The 26441-nt window shown below is 61.0% G+C and carries 21 protein-coding genes and 4 pseudogenes; 6 read left to right on the top strand and 19 right to left on the bottom strand.

Going from position 1 to position 26441, the window contains the following annotated elements; all coding sequences use genetic code 11:
- Positions 1–315, top strand: a pseudogene (locus AADX97_RS24545) (hypothetical protein); the annotation flags it as partial.
- Between the two features lie 53 nt (positions 316–368).
- Here the strand turns inward: AADX97_RS24545 and AADX97_RS24540 are convergent.
- From AADX97_RS24540 to AADX97_RS24530, 3 genes are all read right to left on the bottom strand, one after another.
- Positions 369–1577, bottom strand: a complete 1209-nt coding sequence (locus tag AADX97_RS24540; protein ID WP_374232045.1) for a hypothetical protein — start codon at positions 1575–1577, stop codon at positions 369–371.
- A 700-nt stretch (positions 1578–2277) separates the two neighbouring features.
- A complete protein-coding gene (locus AADX97_RS24535; protein ID WP_374232046.1) occupies positions 2278–2547 on the bottom strand; it encodes a glutaredoxin domain-containing protein in 270 nt (89 codons plus the stop codon).
- Between the two features lie 53 nt (positions 2548–2600).
- Positions 2601–3173, bottom strand: a complete 573-nt coding sequence (locus AADX97_RS24530; RefSeq protein ID WP_374232047.1) for a hypothetical protein — start codon at positions 3171–3173, stop codon at positions 2601–2603.
- Positions 3174–3184: 11 nt separating this feature from the next.
- On the opposite strand from AADX97_RS24530, the gene AADX97_RS24525 reads away from it, so the two are divergent.
- The 3 genes from AADX97_RS24525 to AADX97_RS24515 all read left to right on the top strand — a co-directional run bounded on the left by AADX97_RS24525 (position 3185) and on the right by AADX97_RS24515 (position 5546).
- On the top strand, positions 3185–4120 hold the full coding sequence (locus tag AADX97_RS24525) for a DUF480 domain-containing protein (RefSeq protein WP_374232048.1): 936 nt from the start codon (positions 3185–3187) through the stop codon (positions 4118–4120).
- A 41-nt stretch (positions 4121–4161) separates the two neighbouring features.
- Positions 4162–5097, top strand: a complete 936-nt coding sequence (locus tag AADX97_RS24520; protein ID WP_374232049.1) for a hypothetical protein — start codon at positions 4162–4164, stop codon at positions 5095–5097.
- Between the two features lie 125 nt (positions 5098–5222).
- The gene (locus AADX97_RS24515; protein ID WP_374232050.1) at positions 5223–5546 is read left to right on the top strand and encodes a hypothetical protein; all 324 of its coding nucleotides are present in this window, start codon (positions 5223–5225) and stop codon (positions 5544–5546) included.
- A 50-nt stretch (positions 5547–5596) separates the two neighbouring features.
- Here the strand turns inward: AADX97_RS24515 and AADX97_RS24510 are convergent, their stop codons facing one another.
- The 6 genes and pseudogenes from AADX97_RS24510 to AADX97_RS24485 form a co-directional block, all read right to left on the bottom strand.
- On the bottom strand, positions 5597–7546 hold the full coding sequence (locus AADX97_RS24510; protein WP_374232051.1) for a vanadium-dependent haloperoxidase: 1950 nt from the start codon (positions 7544–7546) through the stop codon (positions 5597–5599).
- Positions 7547–7967: 421 nt separating this feature from the next.
- Entirely contained in the window at positions 7968–9545 is a 1578-nt protein-coding gene (locus AADX97_RS24505) for a Dyp-type peroxidase (RefSeq protein WP_374232052.1), read from the bottom strand.
- Positions 9542–11155: a hypothetical protein gene (locus AADX97_RS24500; protein WP_374232053.1), complete on the bottom strand. Its 1614-nt coding sequence runs from the start codon at positions 11153–11155 to the stop codon at positions 9542–9544. Before AADX97_RS24500 ends, AADX97_RS24505 begins: the two co-directional genes overlap by 4 nt.
- A 691-nt stretch (positions 11156–11846) precedes the next feature.
- Entirely contained in the window at positions 11847–12311 is a 465-nt protein-coding gene (locus AADX97_RS24495; protein ID WP_374232260.1) for a penicillin acylase family protein, read from the bottom strand.
- Positions 12312–13243, bottom strand: a pseudogene (locus AADX97_RS24490) (penicillin acylase family protein); the annotation flags it as partial. It lies immediately after the preceding gene.
- A 10-nt stretch (positions 13244–13253) separates the two neighbouring features.
- Positions 13254–13895, bottom strand: a complete 642-nt coding sequence (locus AADX97_RS24485; RefSeq protein WP_374232054.1) for a hypothetical protein — start codon at positions 13893–13895, stop codon at positions 13254–13256.
- 249 nt (positions 13896–14144) lie between these two features.
- Between AADX97_RS24485 and katG the strand changes: the two genes are divergently transcribed.
- Entirely contained in the window at positions 14145–16373 is a 2229-nt protein-coding gene (gene katG, locus AADX97_RS24480) for a catalase/peroxidase HPI (RefSeq protein ID WP_374232055.1), read from the top strand.
- A gap of 359 nt (positions 16374–16732) precedes the next feature.
- On the opposite strand, the gene AADX97_RS24475 is transcribed toward katG, so the two are convergent.
- The 7 genes and pseudogenes from AADX97_RS24475 to AADX97_RS24445 all read right to left on the bottom strand — a co-directional run bounded on the left by AADX97_RS24475 (position 16733) and on the right by AADX97_RS24445 (position 21755).
- Positions 16733–17005, bottom strand: a complete 273-nt coding sequence (locus AADX97_RS24475; protein ID WP_374232056.1) for a DUF2442 domain-containing protein — start codon at positions 17003–17005, stop codon at positions 16733–16735.
- Entirely contained in the window at positions 16986–17222 is a 237-nt protein-coding gene (locus tag AADX97_RS24470) for a DUF4160 domain-containing protein (RefSeq protein WP_374232057.1), read from the bottom strand. The genes AADX97_RS24475 and AADX97_RS24470 overlap by 20 nt, the downstream gene beginning before the upstream one ends.
- Positions 17223–17374: 152 nt before the next feature.
- The gene (locus tag AADX97_RS24465; protein ID WP_374232058.1) at positions 17375–17872 is read right to left on the bottom strand and encodes a hypothetical protein; all 498 of its coding nucleotides are present in this window, start codon (positions 17870–17872) and stop codon (positions 17375–17377) included.
- 357 nt (positions 17873–18229) lie between these two features.
- On the bottom strand, positions 18230–18898 hold the full coding sequence (locus AADX97_RS24460) for a Uma2 family endonuclease (RefSeq protein ID WP_374232059.1): 669 nt from the start codon (positions 18896–18898) through the stop codon (positions 18230–18232).
- Positions 18899–19174: 276 nt separating this feature from the next.
- A pseudogene (gene hsdR, locus AADX97_RS24455) lies at positions 19175–21085 on the bottom strand (EcoAI/FtnUII family type I restriction enzme subunit R); the annotation flags it as partial.
- A gap of 167 nt (positions 21086–21252) precedes the next feature.
- On the bottom strand, positions 21253–21507 hold the full coding sequence (locus AADX97_RS24450; protein ID WP_374232060.1) for a Txe/YoeB family addiction module toxin: 255 nt from the start codon (positions 21505–21507) through the stop codon (positions 21253–21255).
- Complete coding sequence (locus tag AADX97_RS24445; protein WP_374232061.1) at positions 21504–21755, bottom strand: type II toxin-antitoxin system prevent-host-death family antitoxin; 252 nt, start codon at positions 21753–21755, stop codon at positions 21504–21506. Before AADX97_RS24445 ends, AADX97_RS24450 begins: the two co-directional genes overlap by 4 nt.
- Before the next feature lie 190 nt (positions 21756–21945).
- Between AADX97_RS24445 and AADX97_RS24440 the strand changes: the two genes are divergently transcribed.
- The gene (locus tag AADX97_RS24440) at positions 21946–22137 is read left to right on the top strand and encodes a type II toxin-antitoxin system HicB family antitoxin (RefSeq protein ID WP_374232062.1); all 192 of its coding nucleotides are present in this window, start codon (positions 21946–21948) and stop codon (positions 22135–22137) included.
- 848 nt (positions 22138–22985) lie between these two features.
- Here AADX97_RS24440 and AADX97_RS24435 read toward each other — a convergent pair.
- From AADX97_RS24435 to AADX97_RS24425, 3 genes and pseudogenes are all read right to left on the bottom strand, one after another.
- Positions 22986–24083 carry a restriction endonuclease subunit S gene (locus AADX97_RS24435; RefSeq protein WP_374232063.1) on the bottom strand — a complete coding sequence of 366 codons (1098 nt, stop codon included), beginning with the start codon at positions 24081–24083 and terminating at the stop codon, positions 22986–22988.
- Positions 24059–25177 (bottom strand): YhcG family protein, encoded by a 1119-nt coding sequence (locus AADX97_RS24430; protein WP_374232064.1) that lies wholly within the window; start codon positions 25175–25177, stop codon positions 24059–24061. The genes AADX97_RS24435 and AADX97_RS24430 overlap by 25 nt, the downstream gene beginning before the upstream one ends.
- Positions 25174–26312: pseudogene (locus AADX97_RS24425) on the bottom strand (N-6 DNA methylase). The gene AADX97_RS24430 and the pseudogene AADX97_RS24425 overlap by 4 nt, the downstream one beginning before the upstream one ends.
- Positions 26313–26441 lie beyond the last annotated feature (129 nt).

Genomic DNA, 26441 nt, shown 5'->3' with positions numbered 1-26441 from the left:
AGGCGACGGGGCTGTCGATGGCGGCCGGCGGGAGGACAGCCGGCGCATCACCACCCGCACCCCGCGACACGAGACCGGCATGAGCTATTTCGTGCCTTATCGGGTCAGATTGAACTCCCTACGCCGGACCTCAATCCCATTGAATTCATCTGGAAAAGCATCAAGCGCGTCATCTCGCTCAACAGCATTCCCTCGCTTGGCGACCTCAAGCGATGCATTACAAGGTCTTGGGATGAATTGGCCATTCGTCATTCATTCGCGAAACATTGGATCGAGCAATTTGTTACTTCGATTGTTACCTACAGGTGCTCCTGAAAAGCACTATAATCAGGTAAACTATTGCACCTAAGCCCGAAAAGCCCAATTCTTCAACGCATTAAGGTAAGCAATTCGAGACTGCCATCATCAGTATCAAAAAACTCAACCGCAATGCGCTCTTCCTCAAAGAACACGACCGAAACCTGATACCTCCCTTCGCCGTACATCTCATCATATAGTGCCTGAACCGCACTCTCGAATTCCACCATTGTTGGCCGAACCGGCATGCTGCCCAGTCCTTCCTCGTAATAGGTCGAGATTAAGCAATCATGATGCCAGTCATCTGGACCGTACGCGTAGGCGTAAACGCGCTTCACATCTCCATAGAAGATAAACGTGCCTCGCGCGGCCTCTGTGCAGTAGCTGTATCGACCTGCATAGTTCCATTCCCCAACAATCGAGGCTGAACCTGGTCCGAAGCTAGCCACCACCGTCTTGTTGGCGGTGATATTGCTCAGGCTGCAGCTCGACTGAGTGCCGGTGCAGACGCCGCTCCACCCAATGAAGACATAGCCCGTGTTGGCAGTGGCTGTGCAGGTGCTGCTGCCGCCAAACACAACGCTGGCAGGTATCCAGCTCGCGCTGCCGCCCCCAGCAGGTGAGACGCTACCGCTGACGGTGAAGACCTCTGCGGCCGTCGGTACGATCGACTCAATGGCAAAGCCCTGCAGCTGGTCGCGCCAGCGCAGGGTCAAGTCGTAAATCTCCCCCTCGATCTCGATGCCATCAATGGCGAAGACACTCGGCCCGAGGGCATCGATGACCGTGTTGTTCGGATCGAGCCTTACCTCGGGCGCCTCGGGCGTGTGCACGATGTAGGGGTTGGGAAACGCGATGCTGTTGAAGCTGACGCCGCGATCGCGATAGTCCCCTAGGCGGTCAAAGGCGCGAATGCGCAGGCTGTACTGCCCGGCGGGGCGATCGCCATAGTTCAGCGCCATCGAGAAGCCCGAGGTCGCGGCACCGGGATAGGTACCGTAGACCGGGTGCGCGGCCACGTCCTCGCGCAGACCGCCCTGGGGGATGTCGAAGACGTAGGCGCCGTTGAGATAGGCCGCGATGCGCTCCACGCCCTGCGGCGCCACCGCCCAGCCGCGCAGGTTGGCCACGCCCTGATAGACCACGCCGGCGAGCGGCTCCTCGATGTCGAGGATGATCGCGGTGTTCTCGGCCGCCGGCAGCAGGACCGACCACAGCAGCAGGCTCAACAAGGCGAGCCTGACAACAGCCGCCCCGGCAGATGATAGGCAGGTGATCATTAGGTGCGTTCCTCCGGAGACCTGAGCCCGCTGACGCCGCGGAGGACCCACGCGTTCGGTTCACAATCGCTTCAACCCCACACCGACAAGGCCGAACGGCACCGTCTCATCACGGCGAGGTCGAGATGGCGAGTCGATGCGCAAACGCCACGCCCGGACATTGACGCCGAGCGTACCCGCCGAGTAACAATGACCCACCTGCGTCGCTTCGCTCCGACTGCCCCGGCCGAATGCCCGTGGAACGGGTGGCCGAATGCCGGTGGAATCGCCGGCCGGATGTTGGTGGAACAGGTGGCCAAATGGCGTGGAATGCGCAATCCGGCGTAGCCTTCAGCGTGATTGCGCTTTGGATGGGTCACGAGAGCGCCACAACGACACATCGATACGTCGAAGCGGACCTGACGATGAAAGAGAAGGCCCTCGCGCGGCTGGAGGAGCCCGACGCAGTGATCCCGCGCTATCGACCGCCCGACGCGCTCAGAGCCTTCCTTGAAGCCCTATAAACTATGTGAAGAGAGCATCGACTTCGGCACGCGAAAGTCCCGGAGCCAGCCCGACAACCTCACATAGTTCGCACCCTCACATAGGCGTCGCTATGTGAAGCTTCACATAGCGACCCGAAGCGGACATCCCCACGAACCGCGTGGGGGTGTCAGGAAATTTCACACCCCTCTCGCGGACGTCAGTCTCGAATCCGGGATTAAGACTGCTCTTGCAAACCCAGTAGCTTCCGCAACCGGCCGTCGGCCTCCAGCATCATCAACTCCTCTTCTCCCCCGATATGTACATCGTTAATGAATATCTGGGGGTAGTACTTGAGCCCGCAGCGCCGGAACATTTCGTCTTTCTCAAGCGGCATCAAATCGATCAGATGGTCGACATATTCGATGCTGTATCGGTCCAACAGCGCCCGAACGTCAACGCATTTCCTGCAGTTGCTTGTACCGTAGATCTCTACTTTTGCAGTCATACTGATCTCGAATTAGAGAAGTGATCGTGTCGCGAAAGGAGATGTCGATCGGACTACTTCTCGGTGTCTGCACGGTCACTCTCTGCACCGGTCCCTGACAACAGGAAACTGATGTAAGGCGCATAGAGCAGCACCTGGCCTTGCGCAATACCGAGCTCATTGAATGCTTCCGCGATGCGTTGCAGGCAGTGCGGGCTATCCGGCGTCTGCTTTAGCGCCTCCAAGGCAGCAAGCAAGACATCGATCTCCTGCGGGTCCACGTATCTGCGCAGCATATCAATCGATTCAGCGACTCCGTCGACGTGGACATCGACGCCTTTATCCGGGACGCGAAGCCGGCCGAAATCCTCCTCGATAATCCGTCGCCGCATAGTGCTCACGAACTGATTAAAGGTCTCCCTGTCCGGCTCATCGAGAAACAACTCAACCAGTGGCTCTCTGTTCACCTGGCTGACAAACGAAAGCGTCGAACCCGATATCAGAGGCTCAGGGTCCAAGACGTTCAAAACGACGCTCAAAGACTCCGTTCTGAGCGGCGACTTGATGATGTACCGAACCTCGTCATCGACAAGCTCAAACTCCCGAGAACCTTTGATCGCATGCTTCTGCGCGAGACTTGTAGTCATGGGGTACGGTCATGTCCGGTTTACAAGCTCTGTACGGAGCTAGGTTGAGGGGAAGGGCCAAATGGATCTTGAATTTCGTAAAGGTGGGTTCTTACCTGCCGGAATTCACCAGCAGACCCCTTGGCTTGCTCACCATACCTCAGCTTCGCCTGAACTGCGCCTACCTCGCCTACGTCGCCGGTGCCGGTCCACCTGAGGCGCAGCCTCCCGGAAGCCCCACCTTCAGCGGCAGCAACGAGCGTAGGCAGGTCGCCGGAGCAGCGCCGGTAAACGGCGCTTCGGGCCGACCCCGAGAAATTGGTACACGCGGAGATAAGAGGCACCTGATCGGCCACCCCCGCCTCAGACCGCAAATCCGCCCGAGCCGGCTCGCGGGTGTCAGGAAATGCACACCCCGCCGAACATGCCCAATCCAGTTGGGGGCAGCAACCGACCCATTACAGCCCCTGGCTCTCCGGCGGCATGAGTCAGCATCGGAATCGACACCGGACACTCGCATCGTTCACGAGTTGCATATACTGTCCCTGGGATCCCGGCCCCCAGGATCCCGACGGTTTCCCCGTCACCTCAAGCAAGCACCAGAAAAACCCTGGCCTGTCCCTGAGGTATCCCGCCCGACCAATACCCCCTTGACGCTGAACAGTCTCGTCAGCGCCTGCAATCAGAAGAGCACCCGACACCCCGTCGTGAACATGACACTCGGCGAGGTCGGCCATGTCGTCAACCAGTTGCGCGACCGCGGGCTCATTCAACATAAATTAATCGCTTACGCCTGCATTCGGCGTGGCTGCTGTGCGCCACGGGTCCGCGGGGTAAGTAACAAAGTAGAATTAGGTCGTGGTCCAGATCCGGCAACAGGTGGCTGCGGGGGGCCTGGTGGTAAGCATCGCCTGCTAGGACATGGATACGCAGGGCCCCGTCTTGCCAAAACCAGACCTTCGGGGTAGTCCGCGAGGCCGTCGTCCGTTATCCCGAGTCTCTGATCGAGATGGCCATCGAGAGCTCCGTGGACGGCACCGACCCACGTTTGCGCCTGGTACCCGGTTACCGCAAGCGGCTGCGCGAGCCGGTCATCCACGCGATCGACCATGTGGTGGCACTCGTGGACGGCATCCCCGCGACCGTGGCGGCCGGACTCGGCGACTATCGCAACGACCCCCGGCTCGTCGCGCTGTTTGCCTCCGCCGAGGAGATGCAGCAGGTCTTCGCCCGCGACCGGGCCCTGTCGGAGTATCTCTCCGAGAGCGAGGGTCGGGGCGCCGAGCGGGTGACCGCCCTGCTCATGGCGCGGCGGGAGGAGAAGCACATCCTCGGGATGGATCTGGTGGGCGACCAGGTGCGGCGCGACGTCGCCCAAGTGACGGTCAGCTTCTCGGGCCACCACCTGCTGGAGCCCCGATCCGTCGAGGATGAGTACAGGCGCTTCCTCAAGCGGCGTGCCTTCGATCACCTGCTCGCCTTGGCCCTGGCCCGGATCGCCGAGGCGCGCGTCGAGCGCGCGGATCTCACACGCCAGCGCGACCTACTGCAGCGTCAGCTCCGGATTTTGAAGCGCGGCACGCTGAGCTTCGATCAGCCCGACCCGGACGAGCCTGACGCGGCCGAAATCCAAGCGGAATTCGACGCCGTCTCGGGTCAGTTGCAGGCACTGGGCGCCGACGCGGGTCTGCTGAACGCCCATCTGGAGGTCGTCGCCGAGCGTCTCGCCGAGGCCGAGCGCCAGCTATGGTCGGAGGACATCGAGCTCTGCCTGGGGCCCATGAACATCCTGCGTGATCCCGGTGACCCATCGGCCCGCGTGATAGTTCTCCACGAGCTCCAAACCGCCCGCGGTGTACGTGCCGTCGTGCTGCCCGTCGCGATCGACCCGCGGGGTCTTCCCCACCAGGAGGATCTCGTCTCCGCCGCCCAGCGCTATCTCTGAGGGGGCACTCCCGGCGACACTCATATCAGCCAGCCGCCGGGGAACACGACCGCCGGAACGGCGCGGCATCAGCCATGTCCATTCGGCAGCCCTCATGCTATTCCTAAAGTTTGCTATGACTTTATGTGCGACCCATTGAAATCCATACTAAAGACCATCTGCTCAATGTTACTCCACGCGACCTGCTCACCCCGCTCCAAGCGGCCTTCTCGCAGACCGCCCAAGGCCAACAGCGCCAAGTCTGGTTCGTCTATACGCTGCTGGCAGTGGCCGTTCCCTTCACCTCGTCGATCACCTCCAATGTGTTGCGCGCGCTGCGCACGCTGTTTGGCCTGAAAATCGAGAGCCAGCGCTTTGATGCCTTTATGGCCAGCTCGATGCGTACCCCGCCCGGAGCATATCACCTCCGGATGCGGGAAACCCGACGACCCGTGGTGTGGAAGGGCTGACGGGCGCAACCCCGTCAGCCCGACCCGATCGACGACGGCGTCAGAATCCGCTACGTCTGCACCTGTCCATTCGCAATCCGCACAATGTGGCCGTCAAACGCTCGGAATGTAAACGACACCGGACGCTCGAAATATTCGGCTGAACGCTTCCTCAGGATTTCGATCGCGATCTCCTCGCCCAGCCGCAGGCTCCGTGTGTTGTCGGTGCGCCAGTGCACGCCCCCCATCGTCCTCCCCATTGCAACATTGCTTGCGATCTTGTTGAGCTCGCCGCCGATGGTCATGCACTCCGCGTCGGCGCCACCGTATTCATGAGGCTCACAGAATGCCTCAAGGTCTTCGCCGACCTTTCGATAGCCCGGCTGGAGCACTTTGAGCTCTCCGCCAGGCGGATCCTTGGGGCCGCTCTTGTCCTTCATCGCAGCTTCGTTGGCGGCAGCGAAAACGTCAAGGAGCTTCGCGTCCTCGTCGAACCAAGCCTTGAGCGTGGTCACGCAAGCGCCAGCCACCGTCGCGTGACCTGCACCATACGCGGGATGTGTGGGTGAGCCAGCGGAGAACGCCATCGGAAGGAAGTAGGTTTCTGCGCCGGAAATTGCCATGTTGTGCTTGGCGACTTCGGCCAGCGTGACGTCGAACGCCTCTTGGAAACCTGGACAGTCTTCAACCGTGGTCGGTAACCCGTATTGACGCGTGCATTTCTGATAACCGTTGAGTTGCATCTGGATCAGGCCGCCGTAGACCTCGGGGCGGGCGCGCCGATGCACCAGCCACTTTTGCCGCCAAACCACCTTTAGCGCACGGCTTGCGACCTCGGATACCAGCGTCAATAGGTCGGGGCCACCGAGCGAGGCGAAGGGACCCTCGCGGGTGTAGAGGTTGCCGCGATATGGGTTGCCTGCGTCGAGAATCGATTGTCCTGGCCGAAGTGCTCCGTTCAGTCCGTCCAGAAACAATGCGGTATTGAAATAGGCCTGATGCAACGCGTCGCGATTCACGAATCGCGCAAGATCACGCATTGTCGAAATATAGCGCTTGATCGGCTGCCCGTCGGCACCGAGTGGGTAGTAGGAGACGCCGCGATACAATTGGTCGGAATAGTTGTTGCAGTTGCCGTAGTCGCGCCCATACACATCCTTCCCGGTATTCTGCGCCAGCAGCCAGTCGCCGTGGGTGGTAAGAAAGTCACGCTTGGCGATATACGGAAATTGCTCCTGATCGACGGTCTGCGTTCCGTAACCGATGGGGCGGATGAAGAATTGGCTGATCAGCGGGCCGAATTGCTCGCCGATCAGCCCGCTGCGGAACAATGTCTGCAGCTGGACATCAGCGCCGTCCGCGGATGCACCCAGGTCGAGTGGCGCGCGCAGCTTGCCGGGGTCGGTGTCGTAGCAGAGCGCACAGTCGAACATCGTGTTGATCGCCTTGAGCGCGGCTTGGACTCGCTCGTCCACCGCATACCCGAGCTTGCCCGGTCCATCGCCGTCGTGCGCCGCAATGTCGGCGCAATCCATGTCGGGCTCAGGTGCCTCTCTGTGACTCTGGAATGCGAGCAGCGGGGCATCGCGCAGCAAGGCCGCCCAGTAAACCTCGACCATTTCTGCGGCGGCCGTCAGCGAGCGGCACCCCGGGGCGGGCAGCATTTCCAGAGACTTGGGGTCGGGGCCGAGAGCCTCGGTCGCCGCACCGGCGAGCGGACTGGTGAAGCGCGCGACTTCTACAGTGGGTTTCTCGGATACAGTGGGTTTCTCGGACTCGTCTTTGACAAATTTCGATTGTGCCGGGTGGGCAAGCGGCCCCTTGGGCACTTCCTCGAAATTGATCGGCATACCCGCCTCGATGGCGAGGCAGGTACGCTCGAACTTTCGATACGCTACCTCGTCGACTTCGCCGTATTCGTTGTGGGGCAGCGTCTTGTGAAAATTACCTATGAATGGGGCAGGCTCGTCGACCGCTGTATTGACAAGGCTTTCGTCGGAGTTCGGGGTGGGGTGTGGCATCTCGATGATCCTCTCATTGGCAGTGATTGATGACTACTTGTGTACCGTCCATCAGCTTGAAACCCAACAGTGCGTCAGAGAGATCGTCATTATTCTGCTAGCGGCAATCTGCGTTTGCCGACTTCGGCCGAACGCGCCCATCCTTGGGCGCGCGGGCGCGGTAGAAGCCCTTGGAGGGGTCCTCTGCATGGTTCGTTACCCGCGCTTCGGTGGTAAATCACATCAAATGCCTGGTCGTTGGCAAACACCTCGCGCACGTCGTCCTAGCGCGAAGTCAGCACCATGTTGCCAATCCTCGCCACCGGCTTCACGCGTCTCAGTACGCTGAAGAACCATGGCACTACGGCGAACATCGCGCTCCGGATCCCAGCCTTGAGACCCGACGGACCGGTTCGAAGTACGTCCTTCGAAGCGAGGGCGTTCAGAGCGACGCCAGATAGCGCAGAGCCGGCATGCTCGGCAGGAAGAAGTATTCGCCACCCGCCATCTGGACGAAGGTCTTCACCGGCACGATCCGCCGCAGCGGCTTCTCGGGAATGGTGAACGTGCCGCTCGGTCCGATCAGTGGATCGGTCTCGTCGAACAGACATGCGAAGTTCGGATTGAGGATCCACGTCTGCTGCACGAACTCGAACTGCCGCGCGATATCCGTATTGAGGCAGATGAAAAGGAGTCCTCGATCTGCGCCGTCATCGACGCGCGGGTCGGCGATGTCGGGTCCATAGTTGCGCCCGCGCCGCAAGATGCGATGATTGTTGGCGGCGTCGAGCATCGTCTGCTTGTCCTCCGGTGCCGAGGCAAGCCCGTCGCGCGGATTGCCGCGCCGGACATGACTCCCCAGCGGACATCCAAGCCCGTGCCGGTCGCGATCGAAGTACACGACATCATTGTCCGGTTGTCCGTTCTTGTCGGGTGGCAGGACTCCGTCCGGGCTCAGCAAATGACCGTCGCGGTCACGCCCGACGACTCGGGAAGCGACCCATTCGGCATCGACCGGCTGGCCCGCGGGTGGACCGGCGCCATTGATCTTCGCAGCATCCTCGTCCATCGATCGCCAGAAGGCAGCGACATCCTGCTTGAGCTCGCGCACCACCATGTAGCTGCCGTCCAGCCCGAGATCCCGCAGGTTCTCGCCACGCGGGTGCGGCAACAGCCCCGCATCGCGGGCGGTTGGAGAGTCGGGCACGACCGGACCGGCGGCGATCTCATGATGACCGTTCCGATGGCCCATCAGGATCTCGCCGAGAGCCACCCCGTTCCAAGCGTCTCGGGGAGCGTCGTCGCCGTTGCTCAGCGTGACGACACCTTCGGCATAGGGAGCAGGCTGCGACACGCCGTCGGCGAAACCGAAATGCTCGCGCGCAATGCCTTTTTCGTCGAGACGGAGCTGCAACGGCAGGCGATGGACGACGTGGACGCCGAATGGCGCGACAGCGCTTTCAACTTCGGCGCACCAAGCGTCCGCGCTCGCCTCGTTGTTCTCGTACAGCAAGAGCAGCGCATGGACCGTGATCGGCGTCTCGATCGGTTGCGCCTCGGCACCGGTCGCGCTGTGAGCTAAAGCCCGCTCCCGATCGCCCAGCGTCGTATTGCCGCTCCATTGTGGTCCGTTCTCGATGACCGTCGGCAGCCAGTCGGTGCCGCGCCGGTCACCCAAGCGCCGCAACCGGTCTTCCTGGAACATGCCCTCCCGAAACGGACGGTCGAAGCTATCCAAAGCACGGGCTTCGAGCCCCATCCTGCGCAGCCCGCTCCACGTGAACCCTATCGCAGCACAGCGCGGCTCTTTCCAATCGGCAACGGTGATCGGCGCGACCGCAGTCAATGCCTTCAGCCAAGCCCCGCCCCCCTGTGTCTTCACGCCGTTCCAATCGAATTCGAGGAACAGCGCTCGGCCTGTCGGCAGCGAAGCGAAGCCGCTGACGGCGATGCCCTGAGTCAGGGTGTCGTGCCCTGCGGCAAGGCGCCAATTCCTCCGATTCCGCGACGAGGTGCTCATAGGTCGTGGATCCACAGCGCGGCTTCCTCTTCGGAGAGAGTGGCTTTGCGAAGACCGAGCGCGACGCGGTAGTTGCGCTCGATCTGGTCGGTGGTCAGATCAGGATAGGCGGAGTACCAAAAGCGGCTGATCGCCATCGAATGGCGCGCCCATTCCTTGAACTGCCCCCCGTGACTCGCTCCGTCGTAGATGAGAAAGCGCACCGGCGGGAAACCCACTCCGCAGCTCCAAGCGAGAGACAGTCCCTCATGGGCCTTCTCGATGAAGTCATCGAGATAGCTCTCCCAGGTTTGGTCGAAGTTCGAAAAGAACATCAACCGGCTCTTGTTGTTCACCATTGCCCAATGCGCGAAGTGGATCGTGCGCATCGACCCCAAATAGCCGTCGCGCGCGACGATACGGAGCAACAACCCGAGGCCGCGATGTCCGACGCGGATCAAGATCGCGCGCAGAATGCCGGGCTTGATCAACACGATCGAGCCCATGTGGTTTTGCGGGATCCAATCTTCACGCCGCGCCATGCCGCGAAGCATCTCCGGGTCGACGGGGGGTGCATCCTGCGCGCTGTCGGCGCGTTCCAGAGCACGCAGCCAGACGAGGATGCCGGCGATGGTCGTGGGCACGCTCGCAATCCCGAGCGCAAGCCAGACGAGCATGTCTCCCCAAGCCAAGGCCAGGCTCCGTCCGGTCAGCAACGCCGAGAGAGGCGTGGCGATCGCGCTCACGATCGCGAGATACAGGGCCAAGAAGAACGCGATCGGTAGGAGTTGCCCGAAAAGCAACCCCTTCAGGCTGAACCGCTTCGGCGTGTCGGTGCCGGGCAGGGGCCCTGCGATCCGCTTGAGCCACGCCGCCAACACCACGAAGCCGAGGATCACCAGAAGGAAATAGACTCCCGGGGTAACGGCGAGTGCGAGCACCAGACCCGGTAGCGACAACGCCAAGATTGCCGTGACGATAAAGGCGCCTAGCTTGAGCCAGTCGGCGAGATCCTCCGCGAAGGGGATACGTCGGGGCGCTGGCTGATCCAGCCATTGGAATTGCCCGATCAGTTGCTCCCGCAGCTTCGCATGGATCCCTGCCGGGCTCAGCGTGCGATAGGCGCGATCCTCGGCGTCGAGCGCGACGCGGGTGCCCTTGAACAGCGCGAACTCGGCCAGGATGCGGTCGCGACTCATGCCGCGGTTACCGTGGTGGAAGACCGTGGGCCTTTCCGCGCGTACCTGTAGATAGGGGGCGATCGGCGTGCGCGAGTCAGTCGCGGTGACGGCATCGAACAATGGGCCGTCTTGGTCAAGCGGACGCTTACAGCAGCGCAGGAAGGTACGCAGCTCCGGCCCATAACAGGCTTCGAGCTGAGCCCAGAACGGACCGGGCTCCCCGTCGAAATTCGCTTCGATCACGAACAGCGGGTCGTAGTCGAAGCCCGGAAAAACGCTGAGCGACATAAAGTGGAGCACGGGCACCGCCTTCGCGAGATCGTCGAAGGAGACATCTCCGCCCGCCGGATAGGATCTGCTTCTGGGGCGCAGCTTATCAAGCAGGTCGCACAGGTGATCATGGCTCTCGGGTTTAACCTCGAGCCCAACCGACAAAGTCGTCTGGCGCACGTTTGATCCCCCAAACAAACGGCACCTGTTGCTTGTTCGCCAGGCACCGCGTCGTGATCGTTTACCCGACTCTACCGACACGGGCAGCCCAACATTTAGCCCGTGTATCGATAATACCGCAGCTTTTTACTCAAGGTAAAGCGGATTCACGTGGCGAAGATGTTGATCAGTCTTGGAATTGGGAAGTCCATGCGCCCGTGACCGTATCTTAGGATGAGGTCGACGGCGTGAGGCGGTCGGGCGAGCTCGTTGGGCGGGCGGAGGCGACGTCGGACGCGATCCCGAGCCGCGGCTGCAACACATCGAAACAATGCCGAGCGATTCACGGCGTCAACGACACCGCATCTTGACCCGCGCAGGGCTCGCGTTCCTCGTCCGAGGGTCCCGGAACACGGAGTCCGACGATCGGTAGAGGGCTACCGTCGCCCGGACGCTACGCACGGATGTGTCGGGTGCCCGTGCCACCCTCTATGAGACTGTGCAAATGTTCCTGCGATGGGCCCAAAGACAGCATGGCGTAGGCCGGGGTGAGCTTGCGAACCCCGGCATTTCAACCGGTTGCAAATCCGCGGATGCCGGGGTTTGTTACTCACCCCGGCCTACGGCGAATTCTTTCACAATCTCTATGCTCGGGAGCGTGTCGTCCATCAGCACGGCATCGATGCCCCCTCGGCGCATCGGGCAAGTGAGCCTAGGGAGCAGGTTTCAGTGTTAGTTGGTGGCGGGTTGGCCTCGGCAGGAACGGGCTTGGGGTACCGGAAACCCAGTCGTCATGGCCGCGTCGGTAGAACGGCGACAGCGGATGGCCGCTTTGGCCGGTGGGCATGTGCATCAGACCCTTTGCCTCGTCACCGGGTGAAACGGAAAACCGTTGCGAGGCACCGAAGTCCGGGCTCTGCGCGAGCGGCAGGTTCGCATCGCCCGGCAGCACCTCGCGAGGCATATCCAGCCATCCGGACAGCCACGGAACCGCCTGACTGAGCGGGTGGGCGATGTGCGCGGTATTCAACTCGCCCCAGGTCCGTTCAGACAAAGAACCATCGAAGCACGTTTGGAAACTGCCGATGTTTTCGCGTACCGCGGCGAGCACCTCGAGCAGCAATGTTCTCCAGCGGCCGAGGAACAGCGCCTCGCGATCGCGCAGAATCTTCAACATGTCCTCCGGCGCAAAGCGGTCTTTCTCGGAGAGCCGGTCCCGGATCTGCTTCGCCCGTGCGCCAATGTCGTAGCCGCCATCCCCGATCTTCTGCAGCGCGTCACCATCGACGACGCGCGCGTTCGCCGTCCAAATCAGGTGTGACTCCGGATTGACGACGCGCGGATAGTCAGCCGCATCCAGCCAGCCCGTCCATCCACTCCCATTGCTCCAGTCGGCGGGAACCATCGGATCGTATCCACCCTTCACCGGGATCTGACCGGCGATGCTCCAGCCAATATTGCCGTGCGCATCGCCCGCCACGAAATTCTGTGGCGGCATGCCCATCGTATTCGCGACGTCGAGTGCAGCATCGAGCTTCGCAACCGTTTCGAGCTCCAAGATCCTTAGGTTGGCGGCTTCATGACTGTGGGCGAGCCAGCGGACCGCCGCGTCGCTGCCGGCAAATTGAATGCGGTCGTCGACGGGCCCCAGCGGGTTTCCCTGATCCTGTGCTCGACCGGATCAGCCCGGTTGACGTTGATCCACTCCCGATGCTCGACAAACGCCTCGTCACCGTCCGGCGTTTGATATGTCCTTCCGGTTGCCCCAGGCCTGAGCACGACAGCGTCGGACCAGTCGCCGTAGCTATTCGTGTATCCCCACGCCACTCTGCCGTTGCTGCCGGCAACCACGAAAGGCGTTCCGGGCAGAGAGACACCGGTCACGTCTCTCTCGCCATCACCCGTTGTCATCAGGCGAGCTCGGTAGAAGATATTCGGGACCGAGAGGCCCAGGTGCATGTCGTTCGACACCAGCGCCCGACCGTGATCGGTCAGCGCGCCGCCGACCGCCCAGTTGTTGCTGCCGTTCAGCGCAGGGCTGCCCTGCTCTCTCGCCGGATCAGGGACAAGCTCGACGTTTCGGATCGCATAGTCACCAACGTCCGGCATCGCAACGGTCTCAACCATTGAGGCGACGCCGAACAGAAGGCGATGGATCCAGATCTTCATGCTCATCGGAGTCGGTGACCTTAAGGAAAGTGATCGCATGGGTGCCGCCGCAAACGCCGAAGCGCCGCTGAGTTGTCGGAGGGGCAGTCGGTGCGCGCCTCGTCGGTGGTTTCATCTCTTCAGAGAGACTGCTCCGCGGCGAGGCCTTCGACGACGCCGTTGAAGGATCCGCCAACCTGATAGATCCAGAATACGAGCAAGGGTCCGCATCCGCAGCAAGCATCCCATCGTAAACTGCGGTCACAACGCCGACCTCGCTGAATCGAACCGGCACCGGTATCCGGGGGAACAGACGCAAATGGTCAGGAACAACAACGATAAAGCCCTGGCTCGCCAGCAGTCGGCCGAAGCGGCGGTATTGGCCCTTCTTGACCAATGCCACCTGGAGGAGGGCTATCACGGGACAAGCGTCCTCGAACCGAAATCGCATCCTTGACATCACCACCGGCGTATACACGTCGGCTTCGTCGCCTTTGGGTAGGGTGACCGTCAAGTCCTTGACGGGCGACAGCGGAAGCCAGCTTGCGGCTGCCCGATGTCCGAAATCCGCCTCCGCCGCATGAGCTTGTTCAGGCTTGAGCCCAGACTCCATGCAAAGATCCACAACTGCCTTTGAGTGGCACGCGCCGGTTATCGTCGGCACCGATCGATACAACCTATACTGCCAGTTGGCGCCTAGTCATTCGGTGGCCTAGGGTTAAGCTACGCAACGCCTCTCCCAAAGCAGAGCCGGTCCGGGTTAGCGCTACGACGCCCGCTCCAGACCGAAGCGCAAAGAAAATGACAAGAAGCGGTGCTGTCCACCCCAGTCAAACTTAACCACGACGAGGAGATGATCCCCATGCCCATGAAAGCGATTTCGGCGGCCGTCCTCACTGCCTTTCTGACCACCCCCTTGGCTGCGGACCCGACGATGTCGGTCGGCCAGGCGAGGCCCAACAGTTTCTGGTGGCCCGACCAGCTCGATCTGCAGCCCCTGCGCGACCACAACCCGGCGTCCAATCCCTACGGAACGGATTTCGATTACGCGAAGGCCTTTGCGAGCCTCGACCTCGCAGCCCTCAAGGCGGATCTCAAGGCGTTGATGATCACGTCCCAAGACTGGTGGCCCGCCGATTACGGTCACTACGGGCCGCTGTTCATCCGCATGGCCTGGCACAGTGCCGGCACCTATCGGGTGACGGACGGGCGCGGCGGCGCCGGCGGCGGCCAGCAGCGCTTCGATCCGCTCAACAGTTGGCCCGACAACGTCAACCTCGACAAGGCGCGGCGCCTGCTCTGGCCGATCAAACAAGAGTATGGCCGCAGCATCTCCTGGGCCGACCTCATGGTGCTCGCCGGCACCGTCTCGATGGAGGACATGGGCTTTGAGACTTTCGGGTTCGCCGGCGGTCGGGCGGACGACTGGGAGCCCGACATCGTCTACTGGGGTCCGGAGGCGGACATGCTCGGCCGCGAGCGCACCGACGCCGAAGGCAATCTGCAGAATCCACTCGCAGCCACGCAGATGGGCCTGATCTACGTGAATCCGGAAGGCCCAGGCGGCAATCCCGATCCGCTCGCCGCCGCCGAGCAGATCCGCACGGCGTTCGGCCGGATGGCGATGAACGACGAGGAAACCGTCGCCCTGATCGCCGGTGGTCACACCTTCGGCAAGACCCACGGCGCGGGCAAGCCGGATGAATGCGTGGGCGCCGAGCCCGCCGCGGCGCCGCTCGAGCAGCAAGGACTGGGCTGGGCCAATCGGTGCGGCAAGGGCAACGCCGAGGACACCATCGGCAGCGGTCTGGAAGGGGCCTGGACCGCAGCGCCGACCCGCTGGACCATGCTGTATCTGAGCAACCTATTCGACTACGAATGGGAGCAGACCCGCAGCCCGGCCGGCGCAATTCAGTGGATCCCGAAGGATGGAGCGGCCGCCGGCACCGTTCCCGATGCGCACCTAGCAGGCATCGGCCATGCGCCGATCATGTTCACCACCGACCTGGCGCTGAAGCTCGATCCCACCTATCGCGCAATCTCCGAGCGCTTCCTGGAAAACCCGGAGGAGTTCGAGCGGGCGTTCGCGATGGCCTGGTTCAAGCTGACGCATCGCGACATGGGTTCGCGCGCCAGGTATCTCGGCGCCGAGGTGCCCGAGGCGGTGCTGCTCTGGCAGGACCCGGTGCCCACGCTCAAGCATGCTCTGATCGACGAGAACGACATTGCGACGCTCAAGACGCGCATCCTGGCGTCCGGCCTGCCGACCGGTCTGCTGGTGCGCACCGCGTGGGCCTCGGCATCCACCTTCCGCGCCAGCGACGGACGCGGCGGAGCCGATGGCGCGCGCATTCGCCTGGCACCGCAGAAGGACTGGTCGGTCAATGATCCGGACAGTCTGGCCCGGGTACTGCAAACCCTGGAAGAGATCCAGACGAGCTTCAACCGCGGTGCCGCCGACGGCAAGCAGGTCTCGCTCGCCGACCTGATCGTGCTGGGCGGCGCCGCGGCCATCGAGCTGGCCGCCAAGGATGCCGGCCATGTGGTCAAGGTTCCCTTCACGCCCGGACGCACGGACACCACCCAAGAGCAGACCGATGTCGAGTCCTTTGCCGTCCTGGAGCCGACGGCCGACGGCTTCCGCAACTACTTTGCGGACGGCAACCACCTGTCGCCGACCGCGTTGCTGGTGGACCGTGCCGATCTGCTGGGGCTGACGGTTCCGGAGATGACGGCACTGGTCGGCGGGATGCGCGCCATGGGCGCCAACAGCCGTGGCGCGCGCCATGGCGTGCTCACCGAACGCCCCGGCCCGCTGAGCAACGACTTCTTCGTCAACCTGCTCGACATGAACACCGTCTGGTCGCCAGCGGCGGACACCGAAGGACTCTACGAGGGACGCGACCGCGCGACAGGCGCGCTGAAATGGACGGCCACACCGGTGGACCTGATCTTCGGATCCAACGCCGAGCTGCGCGCCATCGCCGAGGTCTACGCCTCCGCGGATGGAGACGAGGCATTTATCCGCAACTTCGTCGCCGCCTGGACCAAGGTAATGACGGCCGACCGCTTCGATCCGAAGCGGGGCTAGGCAACAGTCGCTCGGGTCGAGGTTGACGTCGGCCCGGCCCGAGCACGCGAAGCGAGACGGCGCCCTCCGGAATCCCAGGCGGTTCGGATTCACGGTGGCGTGAAAAGCGGCTAGGCGCATTTTCCGCGCTGCCCCTTGGAAGGCGAATTCGAAACGGTTATGCCAAGCTGCTCACCGAAGCGCTCCACGCCCAGCGGGCCGTAGGTTGCGCCGAGCCGTGCGAGGCACAACCAACCACCGGCTGAGCTTGTGCTTCCTATCGTTGCGCACAGCGCGCGCCTTGCAGCAGCCTGAGCGAGAGCGAAGGCAGCTTCAAGGCGTCGCAGCTTGTGCGCTTGTTCGGCATTTCGTTTGACCCTTTATGCCGCCTTGTCGGGCAACGGAAGTTGAAAACGGCCTGCAACAACGCCGTTGACGGTGATGTCTTCGTCGAGATCCTCCCAGCGAAGGGCGTGTCCGTTGAGCTCGAGACTGACTTGCTTGAGCTCATCGTCTGAGGCGGCGCGCAGAATCTTGAATCGGTCTGCAGGAAATCCGACGACTCTTCCGTCCGTGAGCTCAAGGAATATCAAGCGACCTTCAGTCCAGGCTCGGAGCGCGCACGTTTCAGTTTCAACGGCCATGGAACTCATGAAAAGCCTCCAACAGGGTTTGCTGATGCTCGTAGACGAGCTGCTCGATATGCCTGAGATCGCTCGCTCGAATGCCCCGGTTGCGCGCAAGCGATATTGGCACCAACCAGAACTTGCATTCTCCGTCTGCGCTGCGAACGTGGATGTGCGCAGGTTCTACTCCCTCATCAGAATAGAAGTGGAAGCGTAAACCGCAAATGCGAAGAACGGTTGGCATCAGGGCTTACACCATGTCAGCCGAACGACCATCGACTTCATTGTCGTCGTGAACTTTCACTTTTGCAGTACCGTTCCATAGCGGTTTTAGTGCGTATGTTAGCCATGACCGAGGTCCCGTGATCGACCTGTGGCCCTTCCTGGTGCAGGCGGTCACATGATCGGGATGATTGCGTAGCCCTTGGCCTGATAACCGATCTGCGAGACGAAGGTGTTGCCGACATGCTCGATGCCCGGCAGCAGAGTCTTCGGATCCACACTGGTCAGGCGCGTAGCGACGGAGCAAGCCTCGGCACGGACGTTCGGCTTCTTTAGCATCGCCTCGAGCTGTTCGGCGATGCCGTCGAGATGCGCCTCGTCGTCGAGCGGCACGTCGGTGCGATCGGTGGTGATGAGAAGTACCGACGGGCCACGAAACGTGAGCACCATGTCCGGTTCTACTCCCTGGCGCTTCAGGTCCTCGTAGGTCTCGTCCATGACCTTCAGGTACAGCAGCGTTTTCTCGGCGTTGGCCATGTTGATATCCCAGGCGATCTTGCCGGAGTCGACGCCGGCCAGGGCCGCAGTGTCGGCCGGTTTGCCGGCGGTGAGAATGCCGGGAATGAGCAACAGCAACAGCAGGAACGGCAGACGGGCTTGATGGTTTCGCATGGTTGATCTCCTCGAGTGGTTGATGACGCCGACAGCTTCGGTGTCTCAGGGCAACAGGGTCAAGTCCTGCATTCGCTGATCAGCTTCGCCGGTTTGAATCGATTGAGCGCCCGGCAAAGGGCTCCGACGCCTTTGACGCCGAAAGGCGGGGGTCAAGGACAGCGGCGTGCGATGGTCGGTGCGGGATGCGGAGCGCTACCTGGCGATGGCAGCCCGGAAAGGCCTGCCGGCGGACGAAGAGCCGGTCTCGCGGCCAGATTCAAGGCGGCATTCAATACGGCGTCCACATGCCCGTCGCTCCGGACCAGATGGCCTAAGGGCCGTGCGCTGTGCCAATCGATCGAGGATCCGTCCGGCTCAGAATCCGGGTTCCCAGATCGGCCGCAGATCGAGCAGAAAACCCGGCAGCTCGGGATCGCCCGAGATCGATTCCAGGTTGTCGAAAACGTCCACGGGCTGGCCCGGACGGTAGACAAAGACCTGGCGCGCCTCCGGATTCAGCAGCCAACCCAGGCGCACGCCGTTCTCGCGATATTCCTCCATCTTGGCCTGGATGGTCTCGAGGCTGTCCGATTTGGAGCGGAGCTCAACGACAAAATCCGGTGCAAGGGGTGCAAAACCATCCTTTTCGGATAATGCGAGACCATCCAGCCGATCGCGTCGCACCCACGACGCGTCCGGGGAACGTGTCGCGCCGTCCGCAAAGCGGAAGCCGGTCGAGGAGTCGAAGGTTTCACCGCTGCCGTCCTTTTCCGCCCATGAGGTCAAGGCGCTGATCAATCTTGCATTCTTGCGGCCCGTTCGGATTCCTGTCGGCGGCAGGATCTCGATCTCCCCTTGGCCGTTCAGCTCGATGCGATAGTCCGGGTTGGCGCGACAGAGGTCGAGAAACACGGACGCGTCCTCCGCCGCGGGTGGCCACCGCAGCCGAAAGGTCCGATCCGGAACAGTCAGGAATTGGATGGTCTGCATCGCGTCACCGGTTTGAATGGATTGAGCGGCCGGGGAGCCGCCGACTGCGATCATGCGCAGTCTCCGAGTATAGGCGGTGGCTCAGGCAACGCAGCCGTTTGATGATTTCGGAACTAGCCTAAGGCGATTTCCGAGCATTGGCATCCCGTCTGCGCATGCCAGGAAGATCTGTGGGGCGAATTCATTCGCCCCTACGCCGGTAGATCCTTTCCCGGAAATCACCTAAAGATATATATTTCTTAATATCTTAAACCGCGCCGGCTCCAACGGTCGTCGAATCTGCCGGGTCCGATTCCGTCCAGCAACATCGCATACCGCTCCGGGCGCGGTTTAAGCGGCCGCATCTGCATAAAGCCACTTCTGGAAGTCGACAAAGAGTCCCTTGATCTCGACGGCGCCCCCGAGATCGGCGACCGCGTCGCTCAGCGAGTTTCGGTATCTGAGTCGAAGCAGTGGTGTGAGTTTCTCCGTCTCCAGCTCCTCGACACCGACCTGCACGTAATGCAGCAGCACGAAGTCGAGGAACGCCTGTTGGGTGCCGGAGAAGCGTGCATCGATGATGACCTTTGCCCGTGCCGCGCGTTCCTCGCGCGAGAGCGGCGCGACCGCGTACCCGACATAGGCGAGCACATCGAAGAGGTCGCTCTTCTCCGCCTCGATGCTCCTCTGCATCTCGGCAAGCTGGGCCTTTCCGAAGCCCTGCTCCGCGAGCCCCGCGAGCAGCCGCGCGCGGGTGTCGGGCAGGCTCCACAGCCGGCGCAGCTCGTCCTCGTCCTTGAAGAACTCGGGCAATCGGCCGAACAGCGCCTCCATGAACTGCTGGGCGGACATCGGCGTGCCGTCCGGGTGCCAGAAGGAGGTCACCGTCATGTGCTGGATCGCCCGCTCCTTACCGTCGGCGAGCTTCACGCGCGCCTTTCCCTTCTTCGCGCAGACGCAGGGGCTCTCGCCACAGACATGACAGGGCGGTTTCGGCTCCTTGACGCAGACGCAGGGCACCTTTCCGCACAGCGCGCAGGGGTCGGTCTCCTCCGGCTCGCACACGCAGGGATACGCGCCGCACCGCTCGCAGGTCTCGGGTGCGATCGGCTCCCCATCCCACTCCGGATCGCTGAAGTGGTGGTGTGCCTTCACGAAGTCGTAGATTGTGAAGTAGTCCTTGCCGTCGTAGAGTCGCGTGCCGCGGCCGATGATCTGCTTGAACTCCACCATGGAATTCACCGGCCGCATCAGGACGATGTTGCGCACGTTGCGCGCGTCGACGCCGGTCGAGAGCTTCTGCGAGGTGGTCAGGATGGTCGGAATGCTCTTCTCGTTGTCCTGGAAGTCGCGCAGATGCTGCTCGCCCAAGACGCCGTCGTCCGCGGTGACGCGGTGGCAGTAGTTCGGGTCGGTGCTGGTCTTGGCCTGGTTGACCAGGTCGCGCACCGCCAGCGCGTGCGTCTGGTTGGCGCAGAACACCAGGGTCTTCTCGCGTTGGTCGATCGCGGCCATGACGATCTCGACGCGTTTCCTCTCGCGCTCCGTGATCTCGATGATGCGGTTGAAGTCCTTCTCCTCGTAGCGCTTCCCCGCTTCGATCTCGCCCTCGACCAGGGTGTCGTCGGGGGTGTAGATGTACTCGTCGAGCGTCGTTGCGATCTGCTTGACGCGAAACGGCGTGAGGAATCCGTCGTTGATGCCCTCCTTGAGCGAGTAGATGAAGACCGGCTCGCCGAAGTAGCGGTAGGTGTCCGCGTTGTCCTTGCGCTTGGGTGTTGCGGTGAGCCCGAGCTGAACCGCGGGCGTGAAGTACTCCAGAATGGCGCGCCAGGTGCTCTCGTCGTTCGCACCCCCGCGATGACACTCGTCGATCACGATGACGTCGAAGAAGTCCGGCGGGTATTCGCCGAAGTAGGGCGCCGGCTTCCCGTCCTCGGTCTGCCCGCTCATGAAGGTCTGGAAGATGGTGAAGAAGATGTTGCCGTTCTTCGGCACCTTGCCTTTCTTGCGGATGTCCGCGGGGGCGATCCGCACCAGGGCATCTTCCGGAAAGGCCGAAAAGGCGTTGTAGCCCTGATCGGCGAGGTTGTTGCGATCGGCGAGGAAGAGGATCCGCGGTCGTCGCGTCGGCGCTCCGTCCGTTTTCCAGTCCGACAGGTTCCAGCGACTTTGGAACAGCTTCCAGGTGATCTGGAAGGCGATAAAGGTCTTGCCGGTCCCGGTCGCCAGCGTCAGCAGGATCCGGCTCCCTTCCACGACACCCCATCCCGCCGCTTTGAGCGCGGGATCGATGTGCTCGGCCCTGGTTTCGGCTTCGTTCATGGGTGAGTATGGAGTGGTCAGGGTTCAGGGTTCAGGGTTCAGGGTTCAGGGTTCAGGGTTCAGGTCGAGTTGGGGCCGCTCATCCCATCACGACTCGCTCGTCTTCAGTAGTGAAAGCGGGCCTGCGCGATCAGCAGCGCGTCATCGATCACCTTGTAGACCAAGCGGTGTTCATCAGTAATCCGTCGCGACCAGTAACCTGCCAGTGCGTGCTTCAGCGCCTCGGGCTTGCCGATACCCGAGAACGGATCGCGTTGGCAGTCGCGGATCAGTTGATTGATCCGATTCAGCGTCTTGCGGTCCTGTGTCTGCCAGTACAGATAGTCCTCCCATGCACGCTCGGAGAACACCAGCTTCATTCGACCAGGTTCCGCTCGACCCCGCCGCCCTGCTCCAACTCGACGATGGAATCCAGCAAACGCCTGGCGTTGTTGGGACTGCGCAACAGATAGGCGGTTTCCTCCAAGGCACTGTAGTCCTCCAAGGATACCATCACGACCGAATGGTCGGACTCGCCGGTAATGATGACGGGTTCGTGATCGACGCAGACCTGGGCGATGGTCTGCGCAAGGTCGTCACGGGCCTTGGTCAAGGTAATCGCTTGCATGGATTCGTGACCTCAGTATTTGATTAAGCCCTGATGTCTTCAGTGCGTCGAGGGCGATAAGCTTGCACTGAGACCTGAAATAGACCAGGCTTCCTGCTGCCATCAGCCCAGTTTCCGCAGCAGAAAAGGCGGCAGAACAGGGGCCAGAACCTTTTTCCGGCTGACACAGGCGAACCGGTGAAGGCGTGCCATGCCAGTGCTCAAATATACCTATTGGCAAGATGACAACATTTGGCTCGGTTACCTTGAAGAATTCCCGGATTGCGCGACACAGGGTGAAACGTTGGAAGAGCTACAGGATAACCTGAGAGACATTTACCAGGAACTGACGAGTGGCGCCATTCCGTCTGTACGCCGTGTCGGAGAACTTGCGGTCGCATGAAACGGTGCGAGCTGATCGCCAGGCTGGACACATGGGCTGCGTCCTGATCCGTCATGGCAGTAGGCCATACCTTTACCCATATCTCAAAAAATGAATTTCTCTCACGGAGACACGGAGACACGGAGACACAAAAAATATTACGGTAATTTCCGGAAAGCTCTATACCCACTCTATACCCACAGACCCGCATTCCTGTAGGTTGTGCTGACGATAGGAAGCACAACATCCGCCGACGGTTGGTTGTGCCTCGCACGGCTCGGCACAACCTACGGCGCTCGTAGCGTGGAGCGCTCCGATGCGCCGATTGGCATAACGGTTTCCGGAATTCCCCCAAAGAAACGAAAATGACTCCCATGACGACGTGCCGTGCCTTGATCCTGCCAATGCCTCCCGCCTGCCTGACCGGCTTCCGACCTTGGCCCCGGTGATGCCAGGCTTTTGTTCTTGGATGTCTCTTCTCCGTGTCTCCGTGTCTCCGTGAGAGTGTTTTAAAATCATGGCTAACGACACGGGCAGTAGGCGCGATTGGTATCAGAATCCGAAGACCCGAGAATCTCAATCGGGTACTCCCACAGGATCCGGCTCCCTTCCACGACACCCCATCCCGCCGCTTTGAACGCGGGATCGATGTGTTCGGCTCTGGTTTCGGCTTCGTTCATCTTAAACCGCGTCCATCACGGTATGCGTCGTTCTGAGTCATCATCCAGGCTGGCTCTCATCTGTGTCGTCGGAGTCGACGCGGTTTAATGGTTTATTTTTTCTCTTTTAAGCCGCGCCAGCGCCGACAACCGTTGAGTCTACCGAAATCGATTCAATCCGGGAACAGTGCATACCCTTCCGGGCGCGGTTTAAAAGTTACCGTTGAAGGCTTCGTGGAGGAGCGATTTCTTCAGGTCGTCGAGTGCGGAGATTTTGAGCTTGTAGATGGATTCGAGGCGTTGAGTTTCGTCTTGGAGCGCGTCTATACGCTCGACAATTTCTGTTTGAGCATCGACAGTTATTGGAATTGGTATCGGAATAGCGTTAAGTGCCTTTTGGTTAAGTTTTGGCTGAGCCGCCCCAGTAATGTATTCGTCGAGCTTAATGCTGTCCAGGTAGAACTCAACCAACCGCTGGGTCGCCATGTGCTCAAACTTTAGAATGTGCGCGTGATTGTTAACCCAGTATTTGCCCGAAACCGAAAATGCGATCGGAGTTGACCTTGCAAGCAAATTGGCTCCATCTTCAGAAACGAGCAGCGTATCACCATCGAAAATATAGTCACTGACATAATCAACGATACCGGAAGCACCGTAGTAAGGATACTCTCCGCTCTTTCTCACGTTCTTCGTGATAGGCACACGTTTGCTATCGAGGTTCGTCGATATTTTATCGACTGTTGTTTCCTTCCACCCGTCCCCTCTCTGCGTGAAAATTGCGTTCAACTCGCTCACAAAAACTGCCCGCGCATTCTTCAGATTATTCCCGGTATTCGCCTTAGCCGTCGCGATTCCCTCGAAGGCCAAGTCGAGAATGCGGACGATGCGCTGCTGTTCAGGGAGTGGAGGAACCTTGGTCGTCTGCGCATAAACCTCGTTGCGGTTTATGCCGGGCTTAACGCCTTTAGCCAGTTTCGGCAATTCAAGCGTTGTCAGTAGGTAGAAAATGAAGCGTAGGTCGTATTGGTGTTCATCGAATGTGACAAAGTAAGTCACATCGAGCGGCCAGAATTCTTCCTCCGTAAGGTTGATTTCACCCGCAGAACCCTTGCGCCCAATGATGATGCTTGGCTTGTCGTAGTAGAACTTGTCAGTGCGGCCTATCTCTCCGTTAGCACCATATACTGGGTGGCAGCCATCGGGCATTCGATCAGCAGCATCCAGCGGCTTGCCATACTCCAGTTGCAAAATTTCGCCGACAGCTTTTTCCTTCCACCCCGCCCTCACCCCTCCACCTCCGCTATCCACTCCTCCAGCTTCTGCCGCAATTCTTCCTTGCCCGGCAGGTAGAGCTGGTATTCGCGGGCGTGGATGTTGGCGTCCTTGGGCAGGGTGATTTCGACCAGCGCCTGGTGCTTTTTCTTGCACAGCACGATGCCGATGGCGGGGTTCTCGCCTTCCAGTTTGACGTAGCGGTCGAAGTAATTGACGTACATCTGCATCTGGCCGAGATCCTGATGCGTGAGCTTACCGAGCTTGAGGTCGATCAGAACATGGGAGCGCAGCAGGCGGTTGTAGAAGAAGAGGTCGACGAAGAAATGGTCGTCATCGAAACTGAAGCGCTTTTGCCGGGACTCGAACAGGAAGCCTTTGCCGAGTTCGAGCAGGAACTGGCCCAGGCGGTCGATGATGGCACTTTCGAGATCAGATTCGGAATAGCGGCTTTTCTCGGCGAGACCGAGGAATTCCAGCACCAGCGGTTCCTTGAGTAGGTCTTGCGGCTGGCTGACGATCTGGCCTGCGCGCGCCAGTTGGCGGATGCCTTCCTTGTCGCGGCTTAAGGCCAGCCGTTCGTAGAGACCGCTGTCGAACTGGCGCTTGAGCTCGCGCAGCGTCCAGTTTTGCCCGGTGGCTTCGATTTCATAAAAGCTGCGCTCGTCGGCGTTCTTGATGCCGAGCAGGAAGACGTAGTGCGACCAGCTCAACGAGAAGGGGCGCGACGATTGCCCAGGCGCTGTATGGACAATCTGGAATGCCCCGAGGCTTTCTTGATCGCCCTCGCTTGGCAATTGGCCAGACACTGTCTGGCTTTTTGTTTTCGATTGGCCAGACAGCGTCTGACCAATCCGGTTTTGGTACAGCAGGTAGAACTGCCTCATCGATTTGAGATTGGAAAGCGAGTAGCCCTTCCCGAACTCCCCGGTCAGTCTGTCCGCCAGCGCTCGAAGGATCTCCTGCCCATAAGCAGCGCGCTCTTCGCCCTTTTGTTCTTGTTCCACAATGCGCCGCCCGATCTCATAGTTGGTGCGTACCTGAACAAGATCGACGCCACGCGCCACGATGACGCGAGCGGAAGTGATGAGTCCACGAATGTCATCAAAGAATGACTGGGTAAGGTTCATAGCAGCCCCCTGATCTTCGCCAGCACTGCCGCACTCTCGGCATCCAGCGCGGCGATTTCGTCCAGGATGTCCCGAGGGCTGCGGTGGGCGACCGTCTCCCCGCCGTTCGGATTCTTCACCGACAGGTCATAGGTCGTCGTGTCGACGGTCGCGACATCCAGGGTCCAACTCTTCGGCGAGTCGGCAAAGTCCTTCTGCAAGGCCACGAACTCGGCAAGGTCGGCGTCGTTGAGGGGCGTGGTCTTGCCCATCGTCCGGCCTGGATCGAGCTGGTAGTACCAGACCTTGCGCGTCGGCGCGCCCTTCTCGAAGAAGAGCACCACCGTCTTCACCCCCGCCCCTTGGAAGGTCCCGCCCGGACAGTCGAGGACGGTATGCAGGTTGCTGGACTCCAGCAGCAGCTTGCGCAGTGAGACCGAGGCGTTGTCCGAGTTCGAGAGGAAGGTGTTCTTGATGACGACACCGGCTCGCCCGCCGGCGCGCAGGATCTTGATGAAGTGCTGGAGAAAGAGGAAGGCGGTCTCGCCGGTGCGGATCGGGAAGTTCTGCTGAACCTCCTTGCGTTCCTTGCCGCCGAAGGGCGGATTCGCGAGCACGACGTCGTAGCGGTCTTTCTCCTGAATGTCGGCGAGGTTCTCGGTGAGCGTGTTGGTGTGGATGCGGAGAGCTCGTGCTTCTCCGCCTGCGAGCGAAACCGCAGCTCGTCGATGTGGTCGATGATCTCGCGCAGGTTGTAGCCGCTGCGGATCTTGTTCTTGATCTCGCCGAAGATCTCGCCGATCTTGTATTCGATGGTATCCGGCCCGCTCGCCCGCTGCCTGAAGCCGTGCAGATAGGGGAAGAGCTTGCGGTCGACAAACTCCACGAGGTCATCGCCCGTCAGTGCCTTATTGTGATCGAGTCTGCCGTCCCGGTCCTTCGGCGCCGCCCAACGCTCCCACCGATAGGGCGGATCGAGGATGTCGCTGTAGGTCCGGCCTTCGAGCTCGGCCTCTGTCGCCCGCTCCTGCTCCAGGTCGTCGAGATATTTCAGGAACAAGAGCCAGGAGGTCTGCTCCGTGTAATCCAGCTCCGAGCTGCAACCCGCCTCCTTCCAGAGCACATCGTCGATCTTCTTGAATGCCTGTTGAAACAGACGTCCGATGTCGTTCGTAACTGCCACGTCCTCGCTCCTGCTCTGCTGATTAAACCGCGCCCAACGGGGTATGCGATGTTATTGATTGGGATCGGCCCCGGCAGACTTGACGACCGCTGGAGCCGGCGC

The sequence above is a fragment of the Thiocapsa sp. C2-2m genome, from assembly GCF_041903745.1.
In the GTDB taxonomy this organism is placed as follows: domain Bacteria; phylum Pseudomonadota; class Gammaproteobacteria; order Chromatiales; family Chromatiaceae; genus Thiocapsa; species Thiocapsa roseilacustris.
This window is presented reverse-complemented; position numbering and strand designations above follow the sequence as displayed.